Origin of the sequence: Azonexus hydrophilus DSM 23864 (assembly GCF_000429605.1) — a bacterium.
GTDB lineage: Bacteria > Pseudomonadota > Gammaproteobacteria > Burkholderiales > Rhodocyclaceae > Azonexus > Azonexus hydrophilus.
Genome location: NZ_KE386926.1, coordinates 112,529 through 125,110 on the forward strand (window position 1 = coordinate 112,529; position 12,582 = coordinate 125,110).

At 62.9% G+C, this 12,582-nt stretch carries 10 protein-coding genes; 9 read left to right on the forward strand and 1 reads right to left on the reverse strand.

All coding sequences use genetic code 11. From position 1 onward, the window contains the following. Window positions 1-20 precede the first annotated feature (20 nt). Genes G471_RS0115690 through G471_RS18515 form a run of 3 tightly spaced genes read left to right on the forward strand, consistent with a single transcriptional unit; the run spans window position 21 to window position 6,090 of the window. Entirely contained in the window at window positions 21-1,175 is a 1,155-nt protein-coding gene (locus G471_RS0115690; protein ID WP_043421933.1) for a response regulator, read from the forward strand. Further along, entirely contained in the window at window positions 1,172-1,813 is a 642-nt protein-coding gene (locus G471_RS0115695; RefSeq protein WP_028996166.1) for a histidine phosphatase family protein, read from the forward strand. Before G471_RS0115690 ends, G471_RS0115695 begins: the two co-directional genes overlap by 4 nt. Then, the gene (locus G471_RS18515; protein ID WP_051295550.1) at window positions 1,792-6,090 is read left to right on the forward strand and encodes a PAS domain-containing hybrid sensor histidine kinase/response regulator; all 4,299 of its coding nucleotides are present in this window, start codon (window positions 1,792-1,794) and stop codon (window positions 6,088-6,090) included. Before G471_RS0115695 ends, G471_RS18515 begins: the two co-directional genes overlap by 22 nt. A 14-nt stretch (window positions 6,091-6,104) precedes the next feature. Here G471_RS18515 and G471_RS0115705 read toward each other — a convergent pair whose 3' ends face one another. Next, window positions 6,105-6,956: an NAD(+)--dinitrogen-reductase ADP-D-ribosyltransferase gene (locus tag G471_RS0115705; RefSeq protein ID WP_051295557.1), complete on the reverse strand. Its 852-nt coding sequence runs from the start codon at window positions 6,954-6,956 to the stop codon at window positions 6,105-6,107. Between the two features lie 155 nt (window positions 6,957-7,111). On the opposite strand from G471_RS0115705, the gene nifH reads away from it, so the two are divergent. From nifH to G471_RS0115735, 6 genes are all read left to right on the forward strand, one after another. Beyond that, window positions 7,112-8,005 (forward strand): nitrogenase iron protein, encoded by an 894-nt coding sequence (nifH, locus tag G471_RS0115710; protein WP_028996168.1) that lies wholly within the window; start codon window positions 7,112-7,114, stop codon window positions 8,003-8,005. A 107-nt stretch (window positions 8,006-8,112) separates the two neighbouring features. Beyond that, on the forward strand, window positions 8,113-9,585 hold the full coding sequence (nifD, locus tag G471_RS0115715; RefSeq protein WP_028996169.1) for a nitrogenase molybdenum-iron protein alpha chain: 1,473 nt from the start codon (window positions 8,113-8,115) through the stop codon (window positions 9,583-9,585). Window positions 9,586-9,651: 66 nt separating this feature from the next. Beyond that, on the forward strand, window positions 9,652-11,217 hold the full coding sequence (gene nifK / locus G471_RS0115720; RefSeq protein ID WP_028996170.1) for a nitrogenase molybdenum-iron protein subunit beta: 1,566 nt from the start codon (window positions 9,652-9,654) through the stop codon (window positions 11,215-11,217). A gap of 68 nt (window positions 11,218-11,285) precedes the next feature. After that, on the forward strand, window positions 11,286-11,513 hold the full coding sequence (gene nifT / locus G471_RS0115725) for a putative nitrogen fixation protein NifT (protein ID WP_028996171.1): 228 nt from the start codon (window positions 11,286-11,288) through the stop codon (window positions 11,511-11,513). Between the two features lie 68 nt (window positions 11,514-11,581). Then, window positions 11,582-11,773, forward strand: coding sequence for a 4Fe-4S binding protein (locus tag G471_RS0115730; protein ID WP_028996172.1), 192 nt, complete (start codon window positions 11,582-11,584; stop codon window positions 11,771-11,773). Between the two features lie 79 nt (window positions 11,774-11,852). Continuing rightward, window positions 11,853-12,581 (forward strand): dinitrogenase iron-molybdenum cofactor N-terminal domain-containing protein, encoded by a 729-nt coding sequence (locus G471_RS0115735; RefSeq protein WP_028996173.1) that lies wholly within the window; start codon window positions 11,853-11,855, stop codon window positions 12,579-12,581. The last annotated feature ends 1 nt before the right edge of the window (window position 12,582 follow it).

A 12,582-nucleotide genomic window follows, 5' to 3' on the forward strand; every position in this document is an offset into this window, starting at 1 on the left:
AACAATCGAAGCAAATTCATATGGCAAACGAATCCCGCCCCACCATCCTGGTCGTGGACGACACTCCGGACAACCTGGCCGTCGTCGGCGGGATCCTGGGCAGCGAATACCGCGTCCGGGTTGCCAACTCCGGCGAGCGCGCCCTGCATGTCGCCAACAGCGACCCGCGCCCGGAACTGATCCTGCTCGACATCATGATGCCCGGCATGGACGGCTACGAAACCCTGCGCCGCCTGCGCGAAGCCCCGGCCACCCGCGACATCCCGGTCATCTTCGTTACTGCCATGGATGCCGACAACGACGAGGCCGTCGGTTTGCAGATGGGTGCCGTCGATTACTTGACCAAGCCGATCCGCCCGGCCATCCTGCTTGCCCGCATCCGCACCCGCCTCGAACTGCAGGCCGCCCGCGAGCACCTCGCCCGCCAGAACGAAATCCTCGAAGCCCGTGTCGCCAAGCGCACGCGCGAAGTCGAGCTGATCAAGGATGTCGGCATGCACGCGCTGGCCACGCTGGCCGAAAAACGCGACAACGAGACCGGCAACCACCTGCTGCGCACCCGGGGTTACATCGAGGTGCTGATGACCGATCTGGCACAGCGCCCAGAATTCGCCGAACTGACGCCGCTGCGCCAGAAACTGATTGCCAAGGCCGCCCCGCTGCACGACATCGGCAAGGTCGGCATTCCCGACGCCATCCTGCTCAAGCCGGGCCGCCTGACACCGGCAGAGTTCGAGATCATGAAGACGCACGCCCGCATCGGCGCCGACGCCCTCGACGAAGCCATCGCCCGGGTGCTTACCGATCGCCGGCAGAATCAACCGGCCGAGGAAGAGCGCTATTCGCTGGACTTTCTCGAAGCCGCGCGCGAGATCGCCGGCGGGCATCACGAAAAATGGGACGGCAGCGGCTACCCGCTCGGCCTCAAGGGCGACGAGATCCCCCTGTCGGCCCGCCTGATGGCCCTGGCCGATGTGTTCGACGCGCTGATTTCCAAGCGCCACTACAAGGTCGCCTTCCCGCTCGAGGAATCTATCCGCATCATCGTCGACGGCCGGGGCAAGCATTTCGACCCGCGCATCGTCGACTGCTTCCTGCAGCGCATCGAAGACTTCACCAGCATCGCCGACCGCTACGCCGACCATCCCGAGGACGCCGAAAAGGAAAATTCATGAACGCACGCCGACTGCTACTGGCCGCACTGGCCTGCCTGCCCGCTCTTGCCTTCGCTCAGGTCACCACTGATAACGGCAAGAAGGCGTTCACCGAAGTCATGGCCACCCGTGCCACCCTCGACCAGTTACGCGCCGGCGGCTACGTGCTCTACATCCGCCACGGCAATACCGACAACCGCCGGGCCGACCGCTTCCCCAACGTCGACATCAACGACTGTGAGACGCAACGCATCCTCAACGACGACGGCCGCAAACTGATGCGCGAGATCGGCAAGCAGTTGCGCGAGGCAAGGATTCCGGTCAGCGAGATTCTGGTCAGCCCGATGTGCCGCACCCGCGAATCGGCCACCCTGATGTTCGGCGAGCGCTTTGCGGTCAGCGAACCGCTGATGTATTCGGCCAACATGACCAGCGAAGAGAAGAAGCCGCACCTGGCCGCGCTCGCCCGCATCCTGCGCGACCCGGTGGCCGCCGGCAGCAACCGGGTACTGGTCGCCCACGCCCCCAACCTCGCCGACCTGATCGGATTCTTCGTCAAGCCGGAAGGCACGGTCGTGATCTTCGCCCAGCGCGGCGACGCCGGTTACGAGTACGTCGCCAGCATTCCCCCCGGGTTGTGGCCGCAACTGCTGCGCTGACCCCGATGCTGCTGCGTCGCCTGCAATTCCTGCTGCTGTTCTTCATGCCCGTGGTGGTCGGCATTGCCACGGCATTCCTGTTCGGCTGGCAGACGCTGACGCAGTACGAAGACGACAACCGCCGCCAGGCCGACGCTCACGCCGGCGACCTGCGCGTCCAGGCCGACGCCGGCCGGCTGGCGCTCGACATGCAGAAAATCCAGGGCCTGCTCATCGGCCTGCTGGGCGAAGCACGCGCCGGCAAGGCCGACGAAGCCAGGGCCTACGAGGTCCATACCGAAGTCGTCGATGCCCTGGCCACGCTCGAAAGACGGCTGGCCAAGCTGCATAGCGACAACCCCCACATGGAACTGGACGCGGCGTTCCAGCGTGCCCACGGCGCCTTTCTCGATTACCGGGCACAGGCCATCTCGACCACCGACATCGTCAGCATCGACCCGAGCGTGGCCGGCACGCATGTGGAAAACGCCTACGTCTTCTACATGAAATTCGCGACCCAGATGCACGAACTGGCCGCCAACCTGAGCCAGGCCTCACTGGAACGCATGGCCGTGGCGCAGCAGCAGCGTCAGGAGAGCATGGCGCGCGCAGCCAGCACTTCCTGGCTGCTGTTCTTGTTGATGGTCCTTTTCTGGCTGGCCGTTGTCTGGGCCACGGCCCGGTACATGGCGATTGTCGCCACTGCCCTCAACCGCCTGGGTGAAGGCGACATGCTGGAAGCCGACGATGCCGCGCAACTTCGCCAGGTCAAGGGCTTCTTCCTGAAGGATCTGTCGCAGGCCGTACTTGCCTTCGGCGACAGCCTGCGCGGCCGGGCCCAGGCCGAGGCCGGGCTGCGCCAGGAACGCCAGCAACTGACGCTGTTGCTGCACAGCATGCCCGACCTGATCTGGTTCAAGGACGCCGACGGTCGCTACCAGCGCTGCAACCCCCGCTTCGAGCGCTTCGCCGGGCGCAGCGAGGCCGAAATCGTCGGCAAGACCGACCTCGAACTGTTTCCCGAGGAGGATGCCCAGCGCTACCGCAAACTCGACCGGATCACCATCGATGCTGGATACCCGATTGCCCATCAGGAATGGCGACAGTTCCACGATGGTCACCGTGAACTGCAGACCATCCACAAGGTCGCCGTCCGCGATGAAAACGGCTTTCTGTACGGCATCCTCGGCGTCGGCCGCGACATGACCGCCGAACACCTGGCCGAGGAAGAGGTGTTCGCCAGCCAAAAGGCCCTGGCCCGTACCCAGGCAATCGCCCGGATCGGTAGCTGGAGCTTCGATTTTTCCGGCAATCGCCTGAGCGGTTCGGCGGAGGCGGCAAGCATCATGGGGCTGCCGCTACAGGAAGGCATCGCCCCGCAGGATTTCTTCGCCGCCATCGACGCCGCCGACCGCGAACGGGTCAGGGAAAGCTGGCGGCAAGCCGTGCACCACGGCATTTTCGACGTCGAACACCGGATCACCGCCGGTGACCGCAACAAATGGGTTCGCCAGCGCGCCGAGATCGAGTTCGACGAGAACGGCAAGGCGCAGCGAGCCAACGGCATGCTCCAGGACATCACCTCGATCAAGGTGGCGACCGAAGCCCTGCGCCGCCGCGAGGAACTGTTCTCGACCATCGTCGGTCAGGCCGAGCACGGCATCGTCCTGGTTGACGCGAAAGACATGAGCTTCGTCGAGTTCAACGATGCCGCCTGCCGGCACCTCGGCTACAGCCGCGAGGAATTCGCCGACCTCGACCTGTACGCGATCCAGACCGATGCCGGCAAGCGCACCGAGGTCGATGACAACATCCGCCAGGTACTGCGTGACGGCAGCGCCTCGTTCGAGAGAAGTTACCGCTGCAAGGACGGTTCGAGCCGCATCTTCTCGCTGTCGGTCAAGGCCATCCATCTCGACGACACGCCGCAGGCCGCCATCGTCTGGAGCGACATCACCGAACGCAAGCAGGCGGAAGAGGATCTCGAACGCTACCGCAATCACCTCGAGGAACTGGTCACCGCCCGCACCGTCGAACTGGCCGAAGCGCGCGACGCCGCACAGGCGGCCAGCCGCTCCAAGAGCGCCTTCCTGGCCAACATGAGCCACGAAATCCGTACCCCGATGAACGCCATCATCGGCCTCACCCACATGCTTCGCCGCGAAATCGGCGATCCGCGCCAGGCCCAGCAGCTCGACAAGGTCGCCGGGGCCGCCACCCACCTGCTCGGCATCATCAACGACATTCTCGACTTCTCGAAGATCGAGGCCGGCAAGATGTCGCTCGAACCCACCGATTTCGACGTCGACCGCGTCATCGGCGACGTGTGCACGCTGGTCAGCGAAAAGGTCCAGGCCAAGGGCCTCGAACTGGTCGCCGACATTTCCTCGCTGCCGCCCGCCCTGCATGGCGACGGTCTGCGGCTCGGCCAGATCCTGATCAATTTCCTGAGTAATGCCGTCAAGTTCACCGAGCGCGGCAGCATCGTCGTGCGCGGCAGCATCCTCGACGAAACCCCGGAAGACCTGCTGATCCGCCTCGAAGTCCAGGACAGCGGGATCGGCATGAACGAGGAGCAGCTATCGCGCCTGTTCCGCGCCTTCGAACAGGCCGACGCCTCGACCACCCGGCGCTACGGCGGCACCGGCCTGGGGCTGGCGATCACCCGCCGGCTGGTCGACCTGATGGGCGGCAAGCTGGGGGTCAACAGCACGCCCGGCCAGGGCAGCACCTTCTGGATCGAACTGCCGTTCGGCAAGGTGGCCGGCTTCAATCACCGCAGCAACGCCGATATCCTGCCGCCCGGCACGCGCGCACTGGTGGTCGATGACATCGAGGACGCGCGCATCTCGATGGCCGCGGTGCTCAGCGAACTGGGCGCCCGCCCCGACTGTCTGGCCAGCGGCGACGACACCCTGGCCCGCCTGCAGGCGGCCGAAGCCGAAGGCGCCCCCTACGGCCTGCTGCTGCTCGACTGGCAGATGCCGGGCCTCGACGGCATCGAGATCGGCCGGCGCATCCAGGCCGGGCAACTGGCCAAGGCACCGAAAACCTTCCTCGTCAGCGGCACCCTGGGCGCGCCACGCGACGACATGAGCAGCCTGGGTTTTGCCGGTTTCATTCCGAAGCCGCTGACCCCGTCGAGCCTGCTGGTTGCCCTCGAACGCCTGGAGGATCGCCTCGATCAGAAGCATCACCGCCAGCGCGTCGGCGACAGCAGCGACGACATGACCCTGCTGCGCAGCCAGCTCGAGGGCTACCATGTGCTGCTCGCCGAGGACAATCTGCTCAATCAGGAGGTCGCGCTCGACATGCTGCGCCAGGTCAATCTGCGCGTCGATGTCGCCGACGACGGCTGCCAGGCCGTGGACATGGCCGGCAAGACGGCCTACGACCTGATCCTGCTCGACGTCCAGATGCCGAACATGGACGGTCTCGAAGCCGCCCGCCGCATCCGCCAACTCGCCGGCCGCGAAAGCATCCCGATCCTGGCGATGACCGCCAACGCCTTCGACGAAGACCGCGAGACCACCCGCGCCGCCGGCATGAACGAACACATTGCCAAGCCGGTCGAGCCGGCCGTCCTGTACACCGCGCTCTTGCGCTGGCTGAAAGGCGGCGACACCGGGCGCGCCGCCGGCCTGCCGGCACCGGCCGCCGGCGACGAAGTCTGCCAGGGTCTGAGCAGCCTGCCCGGGCTCGACTGCAAGCTCGGCCTGCGCTCGACACTCGGCCAGAGCGAGCGCCTGTGGCGCCTGCTCGACCAGTTCTGCGGCACACACCGCGACGACGGCCACCGCATTGAGCAGTTGCTGGCCGACGGCGACACGCCGACCGCCCGGCGACGCGCGCATTCGCTCAAGGGATCGGCGGCCACCCTCGGTCTGCTGCAGATTTCCGCCAAGGCCGGCGTCATCGAACAAGGCATCGGCAACACCATGACGCCGGAAGCCTCGGCCGCCCTGCCGACGGCGGCGCTGACCGCCTTGCTGGCTGAGTTCTGCGACGCCTTCGCCGCCCTGCGTGAAGCCCACGAACGGGCCGTCGCCGACAGTCCGGCGCCGACCATCGATTACGCCCGGCTGGCCGGCGAACTGGCCGAACTACGCGAGTTGCTGGCCAGCGACGACATCAATGCCCTGGATCATTTCCACCGGCTGCAGCCGCGCCTGGTGCTCGCCGCCGGCCGCTCGGCCGCCCGTCTGGGCAATGAAATCGAGAACTTTGCCTACGCCGAGGCGCTGGCCACGCTCGATGCCATCGTCGCCGCCGATCCCGGACTTCACGGCCGGGACTGAACCGGCCTCAACCCTCAGATTGTCGACAAGGTGACATCGACGACACCGCCGATGGCCAGGAATTCGTCCTCCCCCTGCAGCACGCCGGGCAGCAGGCCGCAGTGGAAAAATATCTTGGTCAGCGGCATGTCCACCGTCAGGATGTAATCGCCGAATTCGCAAGCCCGATCACGGCTGCAGGTGAAGGAATTGAGGTTGTTGAGCAGGATGGTGTGGCGCCCCCCCTCCCGGCTGTCCAGGATTTCATGATCAGCCACCCGGTTGACGCCGCGGTACAGCGTCACATGCCCGGCCCCTGAATGGCGACGGGCGAGTTCATGCTGGCAATAGGTATAGACCAGGTCGAACTGCGCCTCCAGCGCGCTGGTCCCGTACAGACCCTGCGAGCGCATTTCCATGTAATGCAGCCAGGCGTCGTCGTTGGTATCGCGCAGCGGCTGGCCGTGCCAGCGCGGCAGCAGGCCGAAACGCGATTCGACCCAACCCTTGAGCACCGCGCCCTCGCGGCTGTCGGCATCGAAGCTCCAGCCGCGGATCATGCGCGCGTAATTGGCGCGGGCGCGTGACTTGTTGTTGCCGGTGAAGCCCATTTCCTCGGGCCATTCGAGCTGGAAATGCACGGTCAGGTAATCGCGGAAGACTTCCCCGCGCACCGCCGCATCGTCGCCGGCTTCGCCCAGGCGGCGGAACAGGTCGCGGTGCAGTTCGGCAACGCCGTCGAGCAGCAGCGGTGAGGGATGACGCTGATAGGTCAGGCTGCCAAGCACGACCGCCGGCAGGTTGCAGCGGTTGATCGGCAGGCGCGCCTCGCGCGGCAGGCTGGGATTGTCGTCACCCCGACACAAGCCAGGGTCTTTGTCGCACAACCCCACCGCGCCCCCATCCCCATGTTTTTTGTTTTTCATTTAATAAACAACAACTTGAAAGCCATCAGCCGAGCTGGCACGCAACATGCAGAAGATCAGTCGCGACACTCACCAATTGCATTTCAAATCGACTGACAGACTAAGGAGATTACACCATGGCAAAACTGCGTCAATGCGCCATTTACGGCAAGGGCGGGATCGGCAAGTCGACCACCACCCAGAACCTCGTGGCCGCCCTCGCCGAATCCGGCAAGAAGGTCATGATCGTCGGCTGCGACCCGAAGGCCGACTCCACCCGCCTGATCCTGCACAGCAAGGCTCAAACCACCGTCATGCACCTGGCTGCTGAAGCCGGCTCGGTTGAAGACCTCGAACTGGAAGACGTCATGTCCATCGGTTTCGGTGGCGTCAAGTGCGTCGAATCCGGTGGCCCGGAACCCGGCGTCGGCTGTGCCGGCCGTGGCGTCATCACCGCCATCAACTTCCTGGAAGAAGAAGGCGCCTATGACGAAGACCTCGACTTCGTCTTCTACGACGTGCTCGGTGACGTGGTCTGCGGTGGCTTCGCCATGCCGATCCGCGAAAACAAGGCCCAGGAAATCTACATCGTCTGCTCCGGCGAAATGATGGCCATGTACGCCGCCAACAACATCGCCAAGGGCATCGTGAAGTATGCAAACTCGGGTTCCGTCCGTCTGGCCGGCCTGATCTGCAACTCGCGTAACACCGACCGCGAAGACGAACTGATCATGGCCCTGGCTGCCCGCCTCGGCACCCAGATGATCCACTTCGTGCCGCGCAACAACGTTGTCCAGCACGCCGAAATCCGCCGCATGACCTGCGTCGAATTCGACCCGACGCACAAGCAAGCCGACGAATACCGCGCCCTGGCCAACAAGATCGTCAACAACACCAACTTCGTCATCCCGACCCCGATCGAGATGGAAGAGCTGGAAGAGCTGCTGATGGAATTCGGCATCATGGAAGCCGAAGACGAAAGCATCGTCGGCAAGACCGCTGCTGAACTGGCTGCCGAAAAGGCCGCCTGATAGCAGTCCGGGTTCGTCGCTCCGGCGGCGAACCTTGTATCGCCAGTATTCAACCAATGTTGGCGTCGTGCACAAATAGATGCCGGCGCAACGAAAGGAGTTACACCATGGCAGCGCTCACCCGCGAAGAAACCGCAGCCCTCATTCAAGAGGTGCTTGAGGTTTACCCCGAGAAAGCCAAGAAGGACCGTGCCAAGCACTTGATGATCAACGACAAGGAACTTGAGTCGTCGAAGAAGTGCATTACTTCCAACCGCAAGTCCCTGCCGGGCGTCATGACCATGCGTGGTTGTGCCTACGCCGGTTCCAAGGGCGTGGTCTGGGGTCCGATCAAGGACATCATCTCGATCTCGCACGGCCCGATCGGTTGCGGTCAATATGCCCGCGCCGGCCGCCGCAACTACTACGTCGGCACCACCGGCGTCGATGCCTTCTGCGAAATGAACTTCACCTCGGATTTCCAGGAGAAGGACATCGTTTTCGGCGGCGACAAGAAGCTGGCCAAGCTGATCGATGAAATCGAAATGCTCTTCCCGCTGAACAAGGGTATCTCGGTTCAATCCGAATGCCCGATCGGCCTGATCGGCGACGACATCGAAGCGGTTTCCAAGAAAGCTGCTGCCCAGATCAACAAGCCGGTCGTTCCGGTGCGCTGCGAAGGCTTCCGCGGTGTTTCCCAATCCCTGGGCCACCACATCGCCAATGACTCGGTCCGCGATTGGATCATCTCCAACCGTGACGGTCAGGCTTTCGAATCCACCCCGTACGACGTCGCCATCCTCGGCGACTACAACATCGGTGGTGACGCCTGGGCTTCCCGCATCCTGCTCGAAGAGATGGGTCTGCGCGTGGTTGCCCAGTGGTCCGGCGACGGCACCCTGGCCGAAATGGAGAACACCCCGAAGGTCAAGCTGAACCTGCTGCACTGCTACCGCTCGATGAACTACATCTCCCGCCACATGGAAGAGAAGTACGGGATTCCCTGGCTCGAGTACAACTTCTTTGGCCCGACCAAGATCAAGGAATCGCTGCGCAAGATCGCTTCCTTCTTCGACGACAGCATCAAGGAAGGCGCCGAGCGAGTCATCGAGAAGTACACCCCGATGATGGATGCCGTGATCGCCAAGTATCGTCCGCGCCTCGAAGGCAAGAAGGTCATGCTCTACGTCGGCGGCCTGCGTCCGCGTCACGTGGTTGGCGCCTACGAAGACCTGGGCATGGAAGTGGTCGGTACCGGCTACGAATTCGCCCACAACGATGACTACGATCGCACGATCAAGGAAATGGGCGACGCCACCCTGATTTACGACGACGTCACCGGCTACGAGTTCGAAGAATTCGTCAAGGCTTGCAAGCCCGACCTGATCGGTTCCGGCATCAAGGAAAAGTATGTCTTCCACAAGATGGGCATTCCTTTCCGCCAGCTGCACTCCTGGGACTACTCGGGCCCCTACCACGGCTGTGACGGTTTCGCCATCTTCGCCAAGGACATGGACCTGACCCTGAACAACCCGTGCTGGAACCTGATGAAGGCCCCGTGGCAGAAGGCTGCTTCGGAAGCTGAAAAGAAGGCTGCCTGATTCCGCAGCAATCGTACAACTTACGCCCGTATCCACAGATAGGTGGTGCGGGCGAAGGAGATCAAGATGCAAACCGTAGATGACATCAAGCCGTGTTTCCCCCTCTTCCGTGACGACGACTACAAGGCGACGTTGAAGGGCAAGAAGCAATTCGAAGAAGGCCATTCTGCCGACCAGATCGCTGAAACCTTCGCCTGGACGACCACCCAGGAATACCAGGACCTCAACTTCAAGCGCGAAGCCCTGACCATCAACCCGGCCAAGGCCTGCCAGCCGCTCGGCTCTGCCCTGTGCTCGCTGGGCTTTGCCAAGACCCTGGTCTATATCCACGGTTCGCAAGGCTGTATCGCCTACTTCCGCACCTACTTCAACCGTCACTTCAAGGAGCCGATCGCCATCATCGCCGACTCGATGACGGAAGACGCCGCCGTGTTCGGTGGTCAGAAGAACGTGCATGAAGGTCTGGCCAACGCCACCAAGCTCTACGGTGCAGAAATGATCGCCATGTCGACCACCTGTATCGCGGAAGTCATCGGTGACGACCTGAACGCCTTCATCGGTAACGCCCGCAAGGAAGGCAACCTGGACAAGGATTTCCCGGTTCCGTTCGCGCACACCCCGTCCTTCGTCGGCTCGCACGTCACCGGCTGGGACAACATGGAAGAAGGCATCCTCCGCTACTTCACACTGAACAACATGGAAGGCAAGGTTGTCGGCTCGAACGGCAAGATCAACTTCGTGCCGGGCTTCGAAACCTACCTCGGCAACTTCCGCATCATCAAGCGCTACATGAAGGAAATGGGCGTCGATTACACGATGCTCTCCGATCCGGAAGAAATCCTCGACACCCCGGCTGACGGCGAATTCCGCATGTACGCCGGCGGCACGACGATCGACGAAGTCAAGGATGCCCCGAACGCCCACACGACCTTCCTGATCCAGCCGATGCAACTGGAAAAGACCAAGAAGTTCGTCGAGAGCACCTGGAACCACGAAGTGCCGAAGCTCAACATCCCGATGGGTGTCGAGTGGACCGACGAATTCCTGCAAAAGGTTTCCGAAGTCACCGGCAAGCCGATCCCGGCCTCCATCTCCCTGGAGCGCGGCCGCCTGCTCGACATGATGACCGACTCCCACGCCTGGCTGCACGGCAAGAAGATGGCCATCTACGGTGACCCGGACTTCGTCATGGGCATGGTCAAGCTGATGATGGAATTCGGTATCGAACCGACCCATATCGTCAGCAACAACGGTTCCAAGAAGTGGGCCAAGGCCATGGAAAAACTGCTGGCTACCTCGCCCTACGGCGCCGGTGGCAAGGTTTATCCGGGCGCCGACCTCTGGCACCTGCGCAGCCTGTGCTTCACCGACAAGCCGGACTTCCTGATCGGCAACAGCTACGGCAAATACATCCAGCGTGACACGCTGCACAAGGGTCCCGAGTTCGAAGTTCCGCTGATCCGTATCGGCTTCCCGATCTTCGACCGTCACCACCTGCATCGGATGACGACGCTGGGCTACGAAGGCGCCATGTACATCCTGACCACCCTGACCAACACGGTTCTGGAAAAGCTCGACGACCAGACCCGCGGCATGGGCACGACGGACTACAACCACGACCTGGTTCGGTAATCTGCCAGACAAAAGGGAGAAGCGCGGGAGCAATCCTGCCTTCTCCCCAAGTCGCTTGAGGAATTCAAATGGCCAACATCATGATTCGTCAGAACGCTGCCGGTGGGCTGGTGTTTTATTTGCCGAAGCGCGATCTGGAAGCTGCCATCAACTCCATCGAGTTCGACACCCCGGAGAAATGGGGCGGCGAACTGAAGCTGGAGAACGGTGGCAGCTACTACGTCGACCCTATCGCCAAACCGCCGCGCCTGCCCATCTCGGTACGGGCCAAGCGACTCGGCGCGGCTGAAGATTGAGTGAGGCAGTAGCGAGTTGCCAGCCCTCAACGCTGGCGCTCTCTGCTAACAACTAGGAGCTAAACATCATGGCAATGTATATCAACCCAGACGAATGCACCGCCTGTGACGACTGCCGCCCGATCTGCCCGACCAAGGCGATCAAGAAGGGCAAGGTGTTCTACACCATCGACGCCGACGCCTGCACCGAATGCGAAGGCGAGAATGACTCGCCGATGTGCGTGAACGTCTGTCCGTCCGGCTGTATCTCGCCGGCCTGACCGAGAGTCCGGAACCGAGCGCCTGTTGCGGTCAGCCGTTGCGGGCGTTCCATTCCAGACCCTCAACCGGAGCACAAACATGTCTGCACCCCCTATCGCATCCCGTGAAGCCGCCCTCCGTATCGCGCTGGCGGCCCGTACTCTCGATGGCCTGGACGTTCGCGCCCTGGTCGGTGCATTGTCCGACAAGTACGACCTGCCGCTCACTGAGTCCAAGCTTGCCTCGATCACCGTCGAAGACCTGCGGAGCATCCTGGCCGGTGGTCATGCCGAAGAAAACTGTGTGGTCGGCGTCAGCAACGAAGCCCTCAAGGATGCCGTCCGCTTCCTGTGGGGTGAAAACGTCACTAACAGCGAGCTGCCGGTCATCGAAAGCTATGTCGATGGCGACATGCCTGGTTCCATCCGCGTCGCCATCGCCAACAACAAGGGCGAAAACCTCGATGGTCATTTCGGTTCCTGCGAACGCTTCCTGATCTATCAACTGTCGGCCTCGGCAATAAAGCTGATCGCCATCCGTTCGGCCCTTGACGCCGACGCTGCCGAAGACAAGAACAAGGCGCGCGCCGAAGTCATCGCCGACTGCGATCTGGTCTTCATCCAGTCGATCGGCGGCCCCGCCGCTGCCAAAGTCGTGCGCGCCGGCGTCCATCCGCTGAAAAAGCCGAAGGGTGGCGCTGCCAGTGAAATTCTCGGCGAACTGCAAGCCGCCCTGAGCAGCCCGCCCCCCTGGCTGGCCCGGGTCATGGGTGTGCAGCCCAGTTCACTGAGCCGCTTCGCCGAAGCGCTCGACGGCGAGGATGCCTGAG

Bases quoted from the DNA above. Each gene is read 5' to 3' on its own strand.
- G471_RS0115690 (WP_043421933.1), top strand. From the start codon at position 21: ATGGCAAACGAATCCCGCCCCACCATCCTGGTCGTGGACGACACTCCG.
- G471_RS0115695 (WP_028996166.1), top strand. From the start codon at position 1,172: ATGAACGCACGCCGACTGCTACTGGCCGCACTGGCCTGCCTGCCCGCT.
- nifH (WP_028996168.1), top strand. From the start codon at position 7,112: ATGGCAAAACTGCGTCAATGCGCCATTTACGGCAAGGGCGGGATCGGC.
- nifD (WP_028996169.1), top strand. From the start codon at position 8,113: ATGGCAGCGCTCACCCGCGAAGAAACCGCAGCCCTCATTCAAGAGGTG.
- nifK (WP_028996170.1), top strand. From the start codon at position 9,652: ATGCAAACCGTAGATGACATCAAGCCGTGTTTCCCCCTCTTCCGTGAC.
- nifT (WP_028996171.1), top strand. From the start codon at position 11,286: ATGGCCAACATCATGATTCGTCAGAACGCTGCCGGTGGGCTGGTGTTT.
- G471_RS0115730 (WP_028996172.1), top strand. From the start codon at position 11,582: ATGGCAATGTATATCAACCCAGACGAATGCACCGCCTGTGACGACTGC.
- G471_RS0115735 (WP_028996173.1), top strand. From the start codon at position 11,853: ATGTCTGCACCCCCTATCGCATCCCGTGAAGCCGCCCTCCGTATCGCG.